The following is a 16626-nucleotide window of genomic DNA, read 5'->3' as shown; positions in this document are numbered from 1 at the left end:
CCCCTCGTGGCTCGGACCGCCCCCGGTCCCCCGCCGTACGAAGAACCGTGCGGACAAGGCTAGTTGACTCTGCGTCAGTGTCCAATCACATGAGCGACAGCGACCTATCGACTTATTTATAGTTGGCCGGGTTCGAGGCCATCGGCGGGTCGGGAGGGGCATGACATGGATCTGGCCCTGTTGCGCACATTCGTCACGGTGCACCGGGCCGGCTCCTTCACCCGCGCCGCGGCCCTCCTCGGTCTCTCCCAGCCGGCCGTGACCGGCCAGATACGCACCCTGGAACGCCAGCTCGGCCGCCCCCTCTTCCTGCGCCAGGCCCGCGGGGTCACCCCCACCACCATCGGCGACGAACTGGCCCACCGGGCGGCCCCGCACCTGGACGCCCTGCTGGAGATCACCGAGGCCGGGCTCGACGAGGAGTCCCCGGTCCGCACCCTGCACCTCGCCGGGCCGCCCGAGTTCACCACCCTGCGCGCGCTGCCCGCCCTCACGCCCCTGACCGGGCAGGGCCTGGCCCTGCGCACCTCCTTCGGCAACGCCGAGGAGACCCTCGACGGGCTCGCCGCGGGCCACCACGACCTGGCGATCACCACCGCCCGCCCCCGGGGGCGGCTGCTCAGCCCGACCGCCCTCTGCGACGAGGAGCACGTCCTGGTCGCCGCTCCGCGCTGGGCGGCCCGTCTGGGCCCCGACGGTCTCCGCAGAGGTCATGTGGTCCTGGAACAGCTCCCGGTGGTGGAGGTGCACGAGTCGTTGCCGCTGGTCTCCCGCTACTGGCACGCGGTCTTCGACTCGCCCCCGGCGGCCGCGGGCACCGTGATCGCCCCCGATCTGCGCGCGGTGCTGGAGGCCACGGCGGCGGGTGCCGGGCTGGCGGTCCTGCCCCGCTATCTGTGCGAGGAGGCGCTGCGGCGCGGCCGGGTCGTCGCCCTCCATGAACCAGCCGTACCCCCGCTGCGGACCTACTTCCTCGTCGTACGCACCGGAACCCTGGCCCATCCGCATATCGCGCGGGCCCACGAGTGCCTGCTCGGAGCCGCCGCCGGCTGGTGAGACGCGGGCCCGTGGGCCGGGGTCGGTTTCAGACGCCCCCGGCTGGGCCACTCTCTTGCCATGACCGAACGACCAGTGGTCAAGCGCACCGCACGCGCCGTTCTGCTCGACGGGCCGGACCTCGTCCTGATCAAGCGCACCAAGCCGGGGGTCGATCCCTACTGGCTCACGCCCGGCGGCGGGGTCGAGCCGGAGGACGCCACCGTCGTGGACGCCCTGCACCGCGAGGTCCACGAGGAACTGGGCGCCAAGATCACCGATGTGGTGCCCTGCTTCGTCGACACCGTGGAGCACATCGCGGACGGCGGGGTGACCGGGGTGAAGGTGCAGCACTTCTTCGTCTGCCGGCTGGAGTCCATGGACCCCTCCCTGCGCCACGGCCCCGAGGTGGACGAGCCCTGCGGCGAGTACGAGATCGTCCGGGTGCCGTTCAGCCGGGTCGGCATCGCCGCCGTGCACCTGGTCCCGCTCTCCCTGCGCCACTACCTGGACGGCAACATCGAGGGCGTACGGGCGATGCACGCCCACGACCTCGGCTGACCGCCGGGCCCTCCGGTACCGGCTCAGCCGCCGACGGCGACCAGGTCCTCCAGCGAGTCGTGCCGGATCCGCTCGCCCGGGATGCCGATACGGCGCAGCGCGTCGATCCCGCTGCGGATCATCCCGGGCGGCCCGGACAGATAGGCGTCGAAGCCGTTCCAGGGCCCGTACCGGCCGTAGTCGCGCAGGACCGCCGGGAACTGGGCGCGGTCGTCCACCACGGGCCGCACGGAGAGCCAGGGGTGCGCCTGCTGGAGGCGCAGCATGGTGTCGATGTCGTAGAGGTCGTAGTCGGTGCGCGCCCCGTAGAAGACCTCCACCGTGCGCCGCTCCCCGTGCTCGGCCACATCCTCGACGAGGGCCTTGATGGGGGCGATCCCCGTGCCGCCGCCGAGGCAGAGAAGACCGCTGTCGGTGGTGTGGTCGACCGTCATCGACCCGGCCGGGGGCCCCAGTCGCAGCACGTCTCCCGGACGGGCGCGGTGCACCAGCGCGTTGGAGACCCATCCGGCGGGGACCGCCTTGACGTGGAAGGTCAGCAGGCCGTCGGAGCGCGGCGCGCCGGCGAAGGAGTAGTGCCGCCAGACACGCGGCCACCAGGGGGTCTCCAGCGTCGTGTACTGCCCGGCGAGGAAGGCGTAGGGCTGGTCCGGGCGGACGGTGACCACCGCGACGTCCGGGGTGCGCAGGTCGTGGGAGACCACCTCGGCCTGCCACCAGGCGGGGGCGTGCCGCTCGTCCTCGGCGGCCGCGTCGATCATGATCTGCGAGATCGTGGTGTACGTCCGGACCCAGGCCGCCTCCGTCGCCGCGTCCCAGGTGCTGGTGGCATGGCGGCTGAGGGCGCCGACCAGGGCCTCCCCCACGGCGGGGTAGTGCGCGGGCTGGGTGCCGTACTTGCGGTGGCCGCGGCCCAGATGGCGGAGGTAGTCGGTGAGGACGGCCGCGTTGTCCATGTGCTCCGCGGCCGTCAGCAGCGCCTTGAGGAGCCGGTCGCGCTGGGCGTCCATGGCCACGGGGAACATCGGGCGCAGGGCGGGGTGCCGCACGAAGAGCAGGGCGTAGAAGTACGAGGTGACCTGGTCGGCGACCGGGGCGATCTCCTGGAGGGTCCGGCGGACCAGGACCGCGTCGGGGGAGGCGGGCGGGCCGGGCTCGGCGGCCGGGACGCGGTCGTACTCGGGCGGCGCGGGTTCACCGGCCGCGGTGGGATGCGTGGTCGACGCGGGGTGCCCGGTCGACGCGGAGGGCTCGGCGGGCTCGGCGGGCTCGGCGGGCGGCAGTGTCTTCTCGGCGCGCGCGGGCTCGTCGCGGACGATCGACAGCCGAGGGCGGGTGCGCCGGGCGGTGCCGGAGCCCACCGGCCGTATCGCCCTCACCTGCCGGGACGGCACGGCGCCGGGTCTTCCGCCCGCCTCCGCGTGGCCGCCCTCCGAGTCCGCGTTCCGCTCGGCATCGCCGCCGTCCGTACCGGACTGTCCTGCCTCACCGGACGGCCGCCCCTCCGTGGCGGGTTGCCGTCGTGGGGTGAACCACTCGCCGTTACCGCCCGACATCACGTTCTCTGCCGACGTGGTGGCACGAGCATCCATGTGTCTGCCTCGCCTCGAACATCTCTCGGTCGGGTGCACGCGCGTCCGTGGGCACGGAACGCCTTGCCTTGCCTGCTCTGTCCGCTTCGCCCGCTGACGCAGCTTGCCAGGCGGTTCCCGGGTGCGGGACAGAGTCCGGAAAGTCCGGGCAGCCGCATCCCATCCCCTCTAAGCTCGTTGCCCCCCATGCCACCGCGCACTCGCCCGTACGCGGCACCGGACGATCACACCGTTCGAACCTGCGCACAGGGGCCGCACGGATCTCCGCGCCACATCGAACCACCCCTCGGAACGCACCCGTCCAGCTTCACCGCCAAGTCTGCACAGCGCCGGTCCGTGATCTTCACGTTCCGCGCCGCCGGGTCCGTCCGCCCGTACCCCACTGCCGGCGCCCGGTGTCCGCCAGGGCGAACAGAGGCGCTTTTCCCCCGCGTGGCGCGCGCAGCCCTCCCCGGCTCGGCTGTGTGTTTCACGTGAAACACTTGAGCGCCCCGTTCGCCGCACGGTTCTCGTCACGGCCGGCGACTGCTGGCGGCCGCGAGGGGCCTTCCGCGGACACCCCCGGCAAGGATGCCAAATCACACAAAGGGCTGGACGGACGATCACCGCGTCCGACAGCCTGACACCATGTCGACTTCGCTCTCCGAGCTGCCCATCAGGCACCTGACCCATGAGGACCTCGTCGCGTGCGCCGACCTGTCCGAGGACCGCGGCTGGCCACGCGAGGAACACAAATGGGGACTGCTGCTGACGGCGGGCACCGGCTACGGCATCGACGACCCCGAGGGCAAGGGCCTGGTCGCCGCCTGCGTGGTGACCGAGTACGGCGGTGACCTCTCGGCGATCGGCATGGTTCTCGTGGCCGAACGCTTCGCCCGCCGCGGTGTCGGAAGGCGGCTGATGCACCATGTCCTGACGGAGACCGGAACCACCCCCCTCACCCTGCACGCCACTCCCAACGGCCGTCCCCTCTACGAGGAGCTGGGGTTCGCGACGACCGGCCGGGCGGAGATGGTCCGCGGCCACTTCCGGGCGGACGGCGGGGTGTCCGAGGTCACCACCCGCCCCGCGACCGCCGAGGATCTGGCGGCCCTGGTGCGCCTGGACGCCGAGGTGTTCGGGGTGGACCGCACCCATATGATCACGCGCCTGCCGGCCTTCGCCGACCAGATCAGGGTGGCCGTGCGCGACGGCGAGCTGACCGGATACGCGGCCGCCTGGCCGAACATGGCGACGCATGTCGTGGGTCCGCTCATCGCCGAGGACACGGAGACCGCGAAGGCGCTGATCGCCTCGCTCGCCGCGCACTCGGACCGGCCGCTGCGCACGGACATCGACGTCCGGCACGAGGAACTGCTGGAGTGGGTCCGCGCCCGTGGTCTGGAGACGATCGCGTTCAACGCCGTGATGACCCGCGGGATTCCGGGTCTGCCGGGGGACTGGACCCGCCGCTTCGCCCCGCTCACGGTCGCCGCGGGCTGACCGCCCCGTCGGACGCGCCACGGCCCCGCACCGGATTCCGGTGCGGGGCCGTGGCGTCGTTCAGGGACCGCGGGGCGGGACCGCTGGGCGGGGCCTACGCGCCGGGCGTGGTCAGCGGCTCAGCAGCTCCGCCTCCCGCACGGGCTTTGCCACGGGCGCGGCCCCGCGTTCACGGCGTTCCAGCGCCGAGGAGAGGACGGCGAGCACCAAGGCCGACGCGGCAAGCAGCGCACCCACCCAGTTGGGCGCGGTCAGCCCCAGACCGGAGGCGATCACCATGCCGCCGAGCCACGCGGCCAGGGCGTTGCCGAGGTTGAAGGCGCCGATGTTGACCGCGGAGGCCAGGGTGGGCGCCCCGTGGGCCTGGTCCAGGACACGCTTCTGCAGCGGCGGCACGGTGGCGAAGCCGAGGGCGCCGATGAGGGCAACGGAGACCGCGGCGAGGACCTTGTTGTGCGCGGTCACGGTGAACAGCGCGAGGACGGTCGCCAGGGCACCGAGTGTGATCGAGAGCAGCGGCATCAGATGCCGGTCGGCGAAGCGTCCGCCGAGCAGATTGCCGCCGACCATACCCAGCCCGAAGAGGACCAGCAGCCAGGTCACGGAGGAGTCGGCGAAGCCGGCCACCTCGGTCATCATCGGCGCGATGTAGGTGATGGCCGCGAAGACACCGCCGAACCCGAGCACGGTCATCGCCATGGCGAGCAGCACCTGGGCGTTCCCGAAGGCGGCCACCTCGTCGCGGAGCCGGACGCCCCGCGGTGCGGGCACCTCGGGAACGAGCTTCGCGATGCCGGCGAGGCCCACGACACCGAGCGCGGCGACCACGGCGAAGGTGGTACGCCAGCCGATGGACTGGCCGATCAGGGTGCCGCCGGGAACGCCGACGACATTGGCCACGGTGAGCCCGGTGAACATCATCGCGATCGCGCCCGCCTTCTTGTGCGGGGCGACGAGGCCGGCGGCCACGACGGCGCCGATCCCGAAGAACGCGCCGTGGGCCATCGAGGCGACGATCCGTCCGGCGAGCATCGTGCCGAAGGTGGGCGCCAGCGCGGAGAGCAGGTTGCCGGCCGTGAACAGGACCATCAGCAGCATCAGCATCCGCTTCCGGGAAATGCTGGTGCCCAGTGCGGTCATCAGCGGAGCCCCGACCACGACGCCGAGTGCGTAGCCGGTCACCAGCAGACCGGAGGTGGGGATCGACACCCCGAAGTCACCCGCGACCTGGGGCAGAAGGCCCATGATCACGAATTCGGTGGTGCCGATGCCGAAGGCCCCGATCGCCAGAGCCAGAAGCGCGAGAGGCATGGGAGAGACCCTTCCATGGATTGCTATAGCGCCTTACGGGCGTCCACAATAATTGCATGCGCCGGTTAATTGCAAACGCCGACTATTGCGATGGTCGCCTATCCTGGTCCTTGAGCCGCCTGCCACCGAGGAGGAACCCATGACTGCGACAGATCCCGCGCTCACCGCCCTCGCGCAGGGCTGGTGCGCCCTCTCGCTCCTGCACGGGCGGATCGAGTCCCACATCGAGAAGGCCCTGGAAGCCCGGCACGGCCTGAGCATGCGCGAGTTCTCCCTGCTCGACGTCCTCAGCAGGCAGCACAGCGGCCCCGGCGGTCACCTCCAGATGAAGCAGGTCGCCGACGCCGTCGTCCTCAGTCAGAGCGCCACCACCCGCCTGGTCACGCGGCTCGAGGACCGGGGACTGCTGACTCGCTATCTCTGCGACACGGACCGCCGGGGGATCTACACCGACGTCACGGAGGACGGCCTCGCCCTGCTCGCGGAGGCCCGGCCCACCAACGACACCGCCCTGCGCGAAGCCCTCGACGAAGCCGCGAAGAACCCCGAGCTCGCCTCTCTCGTCAGGGCCGTCGAGGAGCTGCGGGTCTCCGCGTAGCCTGCCGATCATGAGTGATCTTCAGATACGAGCAGCGAACGAGGACGACCTCCCGGCGATCGTCGCCTTGCTCGCCGACGACCCCCTCGGCGCCCAGCGCGAGTCCCCCGACGACCTCACGCCGTACCGGGCCGCGTTCGCGCGTCTGGCCGGCGACCCACACCAGCACCAGACGGTCGCCGTACGGGACGGCCGGGTGGTCGGCACCCTCCAGCTCACCGTGATCCCGGGCCTGTCCCGGCAAGGGGCCACCCGCTCGGTCATCGAGGCCGTCCGGGTCCACCGGGACGAGCGGGGCAGCGGACTCGGGACACAACTCGTCGAGTGGGCCGTCGAGGAGTCCCGGCGCCTCGGCTGCCACCTGGTCCAGCTCACCTCCGATGCGCAGCGCACGGACGCCCACCGCTTCTATGAGCGCCTGGGCTTCACCGCGTCCCATGTCGGGTTCAAGCTGCCCCTCTGACAGCCGCCGTCGACGGCTGCCGGCCTCGGTTGCCGACCGGTGTTTCACGTGGAACAGGGCCGGCTGGTTTCACGTGGAACAGGGCCGGCCGTGCCGCACGGCCGGCCCTGTTCGGCCGCTTCCGGGCCCTGATCGGCGGGGTCTGGCTGTCCTCGTTGTCGAGGACGACCAAAACCCGCTCAGCGCCCGCGCCAGCCCTCCTCGTCCACTCCGCCGGGCACCGCGTCGGCAGGCCCGTAGGGCTCCCGTGTGAACACGAAGGACCCCAGATCCAGATGGCTCACCGAGCCGTCGTTGCGGCGCGCCACCGTCAGGGTCTCCCCCGCGTAGTAGCCGTCCAGGCCGGTCCAGGAGCCGTCCCCCGCCGCGGCGAAGCGCGACCGGCGACCGCCACCGCGCAGCGGCTCCAGCTCCACCCCACCGCCCTCGGCCAGCCGCAGGCCATACGCGTATGTCCCCCAGTACCAGGGGCCGGTGAGCTCCAGCAGCCGCGGATCGGCATCCGGGAGGGGACGCCAGGGCTCCGGGATACGCGGCTCCGCCTCCGCGACGATACCCAGCAGCTCGGCGGCGGTCGTCCCGGCCTGCGGCCCGGAGGTCGCATTGGTCAGTGCCACCGCGGCGACGCCGTCCGCCACGCTCACCCACAGGCCGGCCAGGAAGCCCGGCAGCGACCCGCAGTGGCCCACCAGGGTGCGTTCCCCGGCGCGCACGATCTGCATGCCGAGGCCGTAGGCGCTCGTCCAGTCACCGGCCTCCGGGGGCACGGACGGCGTCCGCATCTCCCGTACGGAGGCCGCCCCGAGCACCCGGTCGTCCCCCTCCGCGAGGAACCAGGCGAAGCGGCACAGGTCGGCCGCGGTGGACCACAACTGCCCGGCGGGCGCCATCAGTCCAAGGTCCTCGGCCGGCTCCGCCAGCAGCACATCCGCCCAGGGATGCACGGCCCAGCCGTCGGCGTGCGGCGCCACCTGTTCGGTACTCGTGCGGGTCAGCCCCAGCGGCTCCAGGACCTCCCGTCGCAGCGCCTCCTCCCACGGCACCCCGCGGACCGCCGCGACCAGGGCGCCGAGCAGGGTGTACCCAGGGTTGGAGTAGTGGTGCCGGCGCCCCGGCGGATGCATCCGCCCGCCCTCGCCAATCACATCCGCCAGTTCGGGGCGCAGGGAACCGGGCGTCCTCTCCCACCACGGAGCAGGGGACTCCGCGCTCAGCCCGGCGCTGTGGCCGAGAAGCTGAGCGATCGTCACCTCGCCCACCCCGGTCCCGGGCAGGTGCTTCTCCAGAGGATCACCGAGATCCAGCAGCCCTTCGTCGCGCAGGCGCATCACCAGCACGGCCGTGAAGGTCTTGGTGATCGAGCCGACCCGGTACTGGGTGTCCGCGCCGGGGGCCGGCCCCTCCACCCCACTGCGCGCGCCGGTCCACACCAGATTCCCGTCCCGCAGCACCGCCCCGACATACGACGGCGTGCGCCCCTCGGCCTGGGCGACGGCAAGACGGTGCAGCAGCGCACGGCGCGTTCCGGGGAGAAGTTCTTCCACTGATGACGTCATGCCCCAGGTCTATCCGGCCGCCCCGAGGCAGTCGACTTCTTTACGCCTCGGGAGCCCGCACGCGCCGGTTCTCTACACCTCGGGAGGCCGCACGTGCTGTAGGATCTCGCCCCCCCTCTGGCATAGCTTGGTGCTGTGAACTGCGACTTCACTGGTTGTCTCATGGCCTGGCCAATGAGTTGTGTCTCACCGCCGTGTCATTTCCCCTGCGGCGATCCTCCTAGCCGCAAGGGCCACACGTTCCGGATGCGGGGCAGCTTCACCGTCAGGGCAGCAGGATGACCTTGCCGGGGTTGGCGCGAGATTCAGTTCTTCATGCACCCACGCCCACTCCGAGCTCTATTGAGGGGTCAGCACACAGAACTCGTGACCGTCGGGGTCGGCCATCACCACCCAGTCGACGTCACCTTGGCCGATGTCGATGCGCGTTGCCCCGAGCGAGACGAGCCGATCGACCTCCGTCTGCTGGTCGCTGCCGGCCGGTGGAGCGAGGTCGAAGTGCAGCCGTTCCTTCCCCGTCTTCGGCATCAGTGGTGGACCACCCCACGTGACCTTCGGACCACCGTGGGGTGAGCGGATCGCGGTCTCCTGATCCTGGTCCCAGACCAATGGCCAGCCCAGCGCTCGGCTCCAGAAGTACCCGGTCTCCTGCGAGCCGTCGCCCGCCAGCGCTCCGATGAATCCGCACTCAGCGAGGAAGCTGTTGCCCGGTTCGATGACACAGAACTCATTGCCCTCGGGGTCGGCGAGCACCACATGCCCCTCCTCCGGGCGTTGACCGATGTCGATGTGCCGGGCGCCGAGTCGGAGCGCCCTCTCCACCACCTGCTTCTGGTCATCGAGGGACGTGCTCGTCAGATCGAAGTGCATGTGGTTCTCGCCTGTCTTCCGCTCCTGGGTCGGTCGGAAGCGGAGTCGGAACCCGGTCTCGTCGCTGGGCAGCAGCGTGATGTCGGCGGAGGAGTCCTCGGCTGTCTCCCAGCGGAGAAAGTCCGCCCAGAAGCGCGCGAGACGGAGAGGGTCGTGCGCATCGAAACAGAGCGCGTGCAGGCGAGAAGTCATCCGTAGGTCTCCCGGTAGAGGCAGGCGGCTCGTGCTGGAGCCTGCCCAGCCGTTGCCACCTGGTCAACTGATTAACGACCGCGGTCATCCGCTGTCGAGCACGCTCGAAACGGCAGTGCGTCCACGCCCTCACAGGCTCGCGAGGAGGCCGTTGAGTGGGGGCGGTGTCCGGTCCGGTGCGAGAGCCTCGACAAGGAGACGGCCGTAGCGGATCTTGCGGCCCGCCCTTCTTCGTGCCGAGGAAGCGCCGCACCTGCTGATGCCGGGGCCGGCCATGCTGAGCGGGCTGACGCTGGAAGGACTGCCAGGCACGGAGGTCACCCTCGGCGCGGAGGATCTCCTCGACTCCTGCCGTGCCGAACGCGCGGATGAGTTCGTCCTCCAGATCTGTGGTGCATACGTAGATGTGCTGGGGCGGAGCCTGTGAGCGCGTCAGCCCGCGCTCGTAGAAGCCCTCATCGCCCTCTTCACACAGTCCCGTCAGGCGCAGACCGAGGCCGGGCGGCCCGAGGAGCCCGGCATAGCGGCCGACGTTCATTGCCCCGCCCATCGACACGACACACACTCCCTCGGCGGCCAGGTTCCGGCGCGCCGGGCGGCCAGCGCCTCGACTGCCGCGAGATCGCTCAGCCCCCTCCAGGAGCACCGCAGTCCGTACTCCCAGGCGTTCCGCCAGATCGCGTGCCGGCCCGTCGGGACCCCCCGTCGCCCAGCTGGTGACCGCATCCTGGAACACCCTCATGTCCGCCATGGGGCGAGTCTGCACGTCCACCGGTGGCACGGCACGGGACCTATTCGACGGCCTCAGGAGCCAGGGCTTCGGCGTAGTCGCATGATGTCCGGTTCATGGTCATCCGAGGCCCAGGAGTGAGAGGGGTCACTGAGGGTTGCGGGCGTTGCTGCGGAGACCGGCCGCGATGTTCTTCACTGCGGCCGTGCGGAGGGCTCCGATGGGGAGGTTGCGCCAGGTGGCCATCACGCGGGGTGCGTTGCCGGTTGGCAGCAGGGAGGCGTCTTCGGCGAAGGTGGTGTCGCGGACGTGGTGCAGGGCCTCGATCTTCCAGTGGTCACGGACGAGTCGGGCGAGTTGGGCAGGGGTGGCCTGCTTGGCGGTGAGGCTGGTGCTCAATCACCCATACGAGTGAGCTGCTTGACCTGCCAGTCTCAGATTCGTGTCAGATATGCCATCGGTCGGCCATCGCTCATGAGATGTGGCCACGAAATCTGAGGCCCAACACGTGCCGGGATCAGGTCTGCGCCATGTCCACGAAGCGGGAGTAGTGCCCCTGGAAGGCGACCGTGATCGTCGCCGTCGGGCCGTTTCGGTGCTTGGCGACGATCAGGTCCGCCTCGCCCGCGCGGGGGGACTCCTTCTCGTAGGCGTCCTCGCGGTGGAGCAGGATGACCATGTCGGCGTCCTGCTCGATCGATCCCGACTCACGCAGGTCGGAGACCATGGGCTTCTTGTCCGTCCGCTGCTCGGGGCCTCGGTTCAGCTGGGAGAGCGCGATGACCGGGATCTCCAGCTCCTTGGCCAGCAGCTTCAGGTTCCGGGACATGTCCGAGACCTCCTGCTGGCGGCTCTCGGCGCGCTTGGAGCCGCCCGACTGCATCAGCTGGAGGTAGTCGATGACCACGAGCTTCAGGTCGTTCCGCTGCTTCAGGCGGCGGCACTTGGCCCGGATCTCCATCATCGAGAGGTTCGGCGAGTCGTCGATGTAGAGCGGGGCCTGGGAGACGTCCGGCATCCGGCGGGCGAGCCGGGTCCAGTCCTCGTCGGTCATCGTGCCCGAGCGCATGTGGTGCAGGGCCACCCGCGCCTCGGCGGAGAGCAGACGCATCGCGATCTCGTTGCGGCCCATCTCCAGGGAGAAGATGACGCTCGGCAGGTTGTTCTTGATCGAGCAGGCCCGGGCGAAGTCCAGCGCCAGGGTGGACTTGCCCATCGCGGGACGGGCGGCGATGACGATCATCTGGCCCGGGTGGAGGCCGTTCGTCAGGGAGTCGAAGTCGGTGAACCCGGTCGGCACACCGGTCATCTCACCGCTGCGGGAGCCGATCGCCTCGATCTCGTCGAGGGCGCCCTCCATGATGTCGCCGAGCGGGAGGTAGTCCTCGCTGGTCCGCTGCTCCGTGACGGCGTAGATCTCGGCCTGGGCCGAGTTCACGATCTCGTCGACGTCGCCGTCGGCCGCGTATCCCATCTGCGTGATCTTGGTGCCGGCCTCCACCAGCCGGCGGAGCACCGCCCGCTCATGGACGATCTCCGCGTAGTACGAGGCGTTGGCCGCCGTCGGCACCGACTGGACCAGGGTGTGGAGATAGGGGGCCCCGCCGACCCGGGTGATCTCGCCCCGCTTCACCAGCTCGGCGGCCACGGTGATCGGGTCCGCCGGCTCGCCCTTGGCGTACAGGTCCAGGATGGCCTGGTAGACCGTCTCGTGGGCGGGCCGGTAGAAGTCGTGGCCCTTGATGATCTCGACGACGTCGGCGATGGCGTCCTTGGAGAGCAGCATGCCGCCGAGGACCGACTGTTCCGCGTCCAGGTCCTGGGGCGGGACCCGCTCGAAGCCGGGCCCGCTGTCCCAGCTGCCGCCGTCGCTGCCCCGGTCGTGGCGGTCCTCCCGGCTGCCGCGGCTCCCGCCGCCGTCGCCGCGGCGGCGGGATGCGGGAAGGCGGTCCCCCGGGGTGTCGGCCGCCCACGGGTCGTCCAGGGGTTCGGAAATGCTCACCCGCGGCCACCTCCTCCCGTCCGCCTCGCGGACCTCTGCCGTGGCACTCTTTCTACGCCACGGCACCGACAAATCGAGTCGCTGGACTCCGCTTTCGGCGCGTCGGGCGACGGTCCACGGTAGGCCCGGCGGCACCGTCAGCCAATCTGGTTATCCACAGGCCATGTGGACGAAGGATCAGATGCTGTGGAGAAGTCTCCGGAACCTGTGCACGAACCAGGGGACAGCACTGTGGACAAAGCCACACCACCGCGGCGAACCATGCTCTGAGCTGGGAACTTTCCATCCACTGACTGTGGGAGAGAAAAACTTTCGCGAGTGGATCAAGATCCGCCCGACCGCCCCGGACACGGCACTGAAGCGAAGCTGTTCGTAAGGGTCCCCTTGGCATTGCATCTCTTACCTGTGGAAGATTACATTGATGCCATGACACCGGCTCCCGCGCCCGCCCGGGCACCCCGTCGTCGGCACGACCGAGAGATCGTCGCCCTCGCCGTCCCCGCCTTCGGCGCACTCGTGGCCGAGCCCCTCTTCGTCATGGTCGACAGTGCGGTCGTCGGCCATCTCGGCACCCCGCAGCTGGCCGGCCTCGGAGTCGCCGCCGCTCTGCTCATGACCGCCGTGAGCGTGTTCGTCTTCCTCGCCTACGCCACCACCGCCGCCGTGGCCCGCCGGGTCGGCGCCGGGGATCTGCGCGCCGCCATCCGCCAGGGCATGGACGGGATCTGGCTCGCGCTCGACCTCGGCCTCGCGGTCGTCGCCGTGACCGTGCCGGCCGCGCCCTGGCTCATCGGCCTCTTCGGCACCTCGGAGACCGCAGCACCGTATGCGGTCACGTATCTGCGGATCTCCAGCTTCGGCATCCCGGCCATGCTGATCGTCCTCGCCGCCACCGGTGTCCTCCGCGGGCTCCAGGACACCCGCACCCCGCTGTATGTGGCCGTCGGCGGCTTCACGGCCAACGCCGCACTCAGTGTCGGCCTGGTCCACGGAGCCGGCCTCGGTATCGCGGGATCGGCCTGGGGCACGGTGATCGCCCAGTGCGGGATGGCCGTCGCCTATCTGATCGTGGTGGTCTCAGGAGCACGACGGCACGGCGCGACCCTTCGGCCGGACGCCGCCGGTATCCGCGCCAGCGCCCAGGCGGGCGTTCCCCTCCTCGTCCGTACCCTCTCGCTCCGGGCCGTTCTGCTGATCGCCACCGCGGTCGCCGCCCGCCTCGGGGATGCCGAGATCGCCGCCCACCAGGTCGTCCTCTCCCTCTGGAGTCTGCTGGCCTTCGCCCTGGACGCCATCGCCATCGCCGGGCAGGCCATCATCGGCCGCTGTCTCGGCGCCGGGGACGCGGAAGGGGCCCGCCAGATCTGCCGGCGCATGGTGCAGTGGGGGATCGCCACCGGTGTCGTCCTGGGGGTGCTCGTCGTGGCCGCACGCCCCCTCTTCGTCCCCCTGTTCACCAGCGATCGGACGGTCCAGGACGCCCTGCTCCCCGCCCTCCTGGTGGTGGCGTTCTCCCAGCCCCTCGCCGGTGTGGTCTTCGTCCTGGACGGCGTCCTGATGGGAGCGGGGGACGGGCCCTACCTGGCCTGGGCCATGATCGTCACCCTCGCCGTCTTCGCGCCCGTGGCCCTCCTCGTACCGTCGCTGGGCGGCGGTCTGACGGCTCTGTGGTGGGCGATGACCCTGATGATGTCCGTCCGCCTGCTCACCCTCTGGTGGCGGGCCCGGTCCGGCAAGTGGCTGGTGACGGGCGCCGCCCGCTGACCCTGAGGACGCCGGCGTCGCAGGACCGTCCGGAGGCAGGAGAGCGGTGTTTCACGTGAAACAGAAGGGCCGCATCCCGGAGGATGCGGCCCTTCCTACTGCTCAGTCGAGAACGCTGCTCAGGCGGCGACGACCTCGACGCCGAGCTGCGCGGCAACCTCGGGGTGCAGACGCACGGACACCTGGTGCGAGCCCAGGGTCTTGATCGGCGCACCGAGCTCGACACGACGCTTGTCGACCTCCGGGCCACCCGCGTCCTTGATCGCCGAGGCGATGTCGGCCGGGGTGACGGAGCCGAAGAGGCGGCCGGCGTCGCCGGAGCGAACGGCCAGGCGCACCTTCACGGCCTCGAGCTGGCCCTTGACGGAGTTGGCCTGCTCGATGGTCGCGATCTCGTGGATCTTGCGGGCGCGGCGGATCTGCGCCACGTCCTTCTCGCCACCCTTGGTCCAGCGGATCGCGAAACCACGCGGGACCAGGTAGTTGCGAGCGTAACCGTCCTTGACGTCGACGACGTCACCGGCGGCACCGAGGCCAGAGACCTCCTGGGTGAGGATGATCTTCATGTTCTGGTCACCCTTCCCTTATCGCGCGGTGGACGTGTAGGGCAGCAGCGCCATCTCACGGCTGTTCTTGACGGCCGTGGCGACGTCACGCTGGTGCTGCGTGCAGTTGCCGGTCACGCGGCGGGCACGGATCTTGCCGCGGTCGGAAATGAACTTCCGCAGCATGTTCGTGTCCTTGTAGTCCACGTAAGCGGTCTTGTCCTTGCAGAACGCGCAGACCTTCTTCTTAGGCTTGCGCACAGGCGGCTTCGCCATGGTGTTTCTCCTGTGTGATCAAGAAGGGGAGTACGAGCCCCGCCCCTTAGAAGGGGGGCTCGTCCGAGTAGCCGCCGCCGGAACCGCCGGAGCTTCCGCCCCAGCCTCCGCCGCCACCCTGCTGCTGGCCGCCGCCGGCCGGCGCGCTGGTGGCCCACGGGTCGTCGGCGGGAGCACCGCCGCCACCCTGCTGGCCGCCACCGCCGGGGCCGCCGCCCCAGCCGCCGCCCTGCTGCTGGCCGCCGCCGTACCCACCCTGGCCGCCACGACCGGTGGTCTTGGTGACCTTGGCGGTGGCGTTCTTGAGGCTGGGGCCGACTTCCTCGACGTCCAGCTCGAAGACCGTGCGCTTGACGCCCTCGCGGTCCTCGTAGGACCGCTGCTTCAGACGGCCCTGCACGACGACGCGCATGCCGCGCTGGAGCGACTCGGCGACGTTCTCCGCCGCCTGCCGCCAGACCGAGCAGGTCAGGAACAGGCTCTCGCCGTCCTTCCACTCATTGGTCTGCCGGTCGAAGGTGCGGGGAGTGGACGCGACGCGGAACTTCGCGACCGCCGCACCGGACGGGGTGAAGCGCAGCTCGGGGTCGTCGACGAGATTGCCGACGACCGTGATGACGGTCTCGCCTGCCATGGGGGAACCTCTCGGCGGGGATTGCTTCTGGCTGCTTGCTGCTACTCGGACCCGATGACCTCTGAGCTAGACGCTCAGTGGGTCTCGGGACGGAGGACCTTGGTCCGGAGGACCGACTCGTTCAGGTTCATCTGGCGGTCGAGCTCCTTGACGACCGCAGGCTCGGCCTGCAGGTCGATGACCGAGTAGATGCCCTCGGGCTTCTTCTTGATCTCGTAAGCGAGACGACGACGGCCCCAGGTGTCGACCTTCTCCACCTTTCCGTTGCCCTCACGGACGACGGAGAGGAAGTTCTCGATCAGCGGGGAGACAGCGCGCTCCTCGAGATCGGGGTCGAGGATGACCATCACCTCGTAGTGACGCATGTGGAACCCACCTCCTTTGGACTCAGCGGCCACGGTCGTTCCGTGGCAGGAGGGTCGTGATGCGTGCGCAACGGTATCCGGGGCCACTGACAGTCCCGTGCGGATCCTGCGGATCGTGAGGGACGGCTTCCGGCCCGGAACAGACACCGGTGCAGACGGACCAGCGTACCGGCAACCGGCTTCCGGTTGAAATCCGGGTGCGAATGGCCGCAACCTGTACACATCGGGTGCGCGCGGCGCTACGATGCGCCGCCTTCCGGCTCAGCCAGGAGGTGCCTCATGGCACATGCAATGCGACGCCAGTCCTCCACCACCGCGACGCGGCGGCCGTCCTCCGGTTCGCTCCTCGCCACGGACGGCAAGCCCCACCCCCTCCAGGACTCCCTGATGGCCGCGACACTGGTGCTCGGCGCCGTCGCGTTCATCACGGCGATGTGGCACCACCTCCACCTGCTGAGTTCCTGGGCGGGACTCGTCGGCATCCTCACCGGCGGGTACGGGCAGTTCATCTCGGTCACCACGCGCGAGCGGTTCCTGCTGATCATCGGCCTGGGGGCCTCCGCGGTCGGCTTCTTCCTCGGCATGGCCCACGGCGGACTCTTCGGCGGCGTACTCGGCTGAGGGACACCCGCTCCGCTCCGGCGCGGCCC

17 protein-coding genes and 1 pseudogene are annotated in these 16626 nt (G+C 70.4%); 7 read left to right on the top strand and 11 right to left on the bottom strand.

What is annotated here, in order from left to right:
- Positions 1–165: 165 nt before the first annotated feature.
- Positions 166–1056 carry a LysR family transcriptional regulator gene (locus C593_RS0104575; protein WP_018846133.1) on the top strand — a complete coding sequence of 297 codons (891 nt, stop codon included), beginning with the start codon at positions 166–168 and terminating at the stop codon, positions 1054–1056.
- A gap of 60 nt (positions 1057–1116) precedes the next feature.
- Positions 1117–1596 carry an NUDIX domain-containing protein gene (locus C593_RS0104570; protein ID WP_026277345.1) on the top strand — a complete coding sequence of 160 codons (480 nt, stop codon included), beginning with the start codon at positions 1117–1119 and terminating at the stop codon, positions 1594–1596.
- 23 nt (positions 1597–1619) lie between these two features.
- On the opposite strand, the gene C593_RS0104565 is transcribed toward C593_RS0104570, so the two are convergent.
- Positions 1620–3188 (bottom strand): globin domain-containing protein, encoded by a 1569-nt coding sequence (locus tag C593_RS0104565; RefSeq protein ID WP_106434544.1) that lies wholly within the window; start codon positions 3186–3188, stop codon positions 1620–1622.
- Between the two features lie 627 nt (positions 3189–3815).
- On the opposite strand from C593_RS0104565, the gene C593_RS0104560 reads away from it, so the two are divergent.
- Positions 3816–4670 (top strand): GNAT family N-acetyltransferase, encoded by an 855-nt coding sequence (locus C593_RS0104560; protein ID WP_018846130.1) that lies wholly within the window; start codon positions 3816–3818, stop codon positions 4668–4670.
- 111 nt (positions 4671–4781) lie between these two features.
- On the opposite strand, the gene C593_RS0104555 is transcribed toward C593_RS0104560, so the two are convergent.
- Complete coding sequence (locus C593_RS0104555; RefSeq protein ID WP_018846129.1) at positions 4782–5981, bottom strand: MFS transporter; 1200 nt, start codon at positions 5979–5981, stop codon at positions 4782–4784.
- Between the two features lie 139 nt (positions 5982–6120).
- Between C593_RS0104555 and C593_RS0104550 the strand changes: the two genes are divergently transcribed.
- Both C593_RS0104550 and C593_RS0104545 read left to right on the top strand, forming a co-directional pair.
- The gene (locus C593_RS0104550) at positions 6121–6579 is read left to right on the top strand and encodes a MarR family transcriptional regulator (protein WP_018846128.1); all 459 of its coding nucleotides are present in this window, start codon (positions 6121–6123) and stop codon (positions 6577–6579) included.
- A gap of 10 nt (positions 6580–6589) precedes the next feature.
- Positions 6590–7042 carry a GNAT family N-acetyltransferase gene (locus C593_RS0104545; protein WP_018846127.1) on the top strand — a complete coding sequence of 151 codons (453 nt, stop codon included), beginning with the start codon at positions 6590–6592 and terminating at the stop codon, positions 7040–7042.
- A 179-nt stretch (positions 7043–7221) separates the two neighbouring features.
- On the opposite strand, the gene C593_RS0104540 is transcribed toward C593_RS0104545, so the two are convergent.
- The 5 genes and pseudogenes from C593_RS0104540 to dnaB form a co-directional block, all read right to left on the bottom strand.
- Positions 7222–8598 carry a serine hydrolase domain-containing protein gene (locus tag C593_RS0104540; protein ID WP_026277343.1) on the bottom strand — a complete coding sequence of 459 codons (1377 nt, stop codon included), beginning with the start codon at positions 8596–8598 and terminating at the stop codon, positions 7222–7224.
- 339 nt (positions 8599–8937) lie between these two features.
- Positions 8938–9660, bottom strand: a complete 723-nt coding sequence (locus C593_RS0104535) for a VOC family protein (RefSeq protein WP_018846125.1) — start codon at positions 9658–9660, stop codon at positions 8938–8940.
- Positions 9661–9789: 129 nt separating this feature from the next.
- Positions 9790–10411, bottom strand: a pseudogene (locus C593_RS33585) (TOPRIM nucleotidyl transferase/hydrolase domain-containing protein).
- A 126-nt stretch (positions 10412–10537) separates the two neighbouring features.
- Positions 10538–10789, bottom strand: a complete 252-nt coding sequence (locus tag C593_RS0104525) for a transposase (RefSeq protein WP_018846123.1) — start codon at positions 10787–10789, stop codon at positions 10538–10540.
- Between the two features lie 118 nt (positions 10790–10907).
- Entirely contained in the window at positions 10908–12392 is a 1485-nt protein-coding gene (gene dnaB, locus C593_RS0104520; protein WP_018846122.1) for a replicative DNA helicase, read from the bottom strand.
- A gap of 426 nt (positions 12393–12818) precedes the next feature.
- Here dnaB and C593_RS0104515 point away from each other — a divergent pair, with 426 nt between their 5' ends.
- Positions 12819–14156 (top strand): MATE family efflux transporter, encoded by a 1338-nt coding sequence (locus C593_RS0104515; protein ID WP_018846121.1) that lies wholly within the window; start codon positions 12819–12821, stop codon positions 14154–14156.
- 119 nt (positions 14157–14275) lie between these two features.
- Here C593_RS0104515 and rplI read toward each other — a convergent pair whose 3' ends face one another.
- The 4 genes from rplI to rpsF all read right to left on the bottom strand — a co-directional run bounded on the left by rplI (position 14276) and on the right by rpsF (position 15976).
- The gene (rplI, locus tag C593_RS0104510; protein WP_018846120.1) at positions 14276–14722 is read right to left on the bottom strand and encodes a 50S ribosomal protein L9; all 447 of its coding nucleotides are present in this window, start codon (positions 14720–14722) and stop codon (positions 14276–14278) included.
- Between the two features lie 18 nt (positions 14723–14740).
- Positions 14741–14977, bottom strand: a complete 237-nt coding sequence (gene rpsR, locus C593_RS0104505; protein ID WP_005315025.1) for a 30S ribosomal protein S18 — start codon at positions 14975–14977, stop codon at positions 14741–14743.
- Positions 14978–15023: 46 nt separating this feature from the next.
- Positions 15024–15611 (bottom strand): single-stranded DNA-binding protein, encoded by a 588-nt coding sequence (locus tag C593_RS0104500; RefSeq protein WP_018846119.1) that lies wholly within the window; start codon positions 15609–15611, stop codon positions 15024–15026.
- A 74-nt stretch (positions 15612–15685) separates the two neighbouring features.
- Positions 15686–15976, bottom strand: a complete 291-nt coding sequence (rpsF, locus tag C593_RS0104495) for a 30S ribosomal protein S6 (protein ID WP_004950685.1) — start codon at positions 15974–15976, stop codon at positions 15686–15688.
- Positions 15977–16255: 279 nt separating this feature from the next.
- Between rpsF and C593_RS0104490 the strand changes: the two genes are divergently transcribed.
- Entirely contained in the window at positions 16256–16597 is a 342-nt protein-coding gene (locus C593_RS0104490; protein ID WP_051093614.1) for a hypothetical protein, read from the top strand.
- Positions 16598–16626: the final 29 nt, after the last annotated feature.

The sequence above is a fragment of the Streptomyces sp. CNT372 genome (assembly GCF_000377145.1).
The sequence above is the reverse complement of the archived record's forward strand: the minus strand, read 5'-3'. Positions and strand labels throughout refer to the sequence as shown.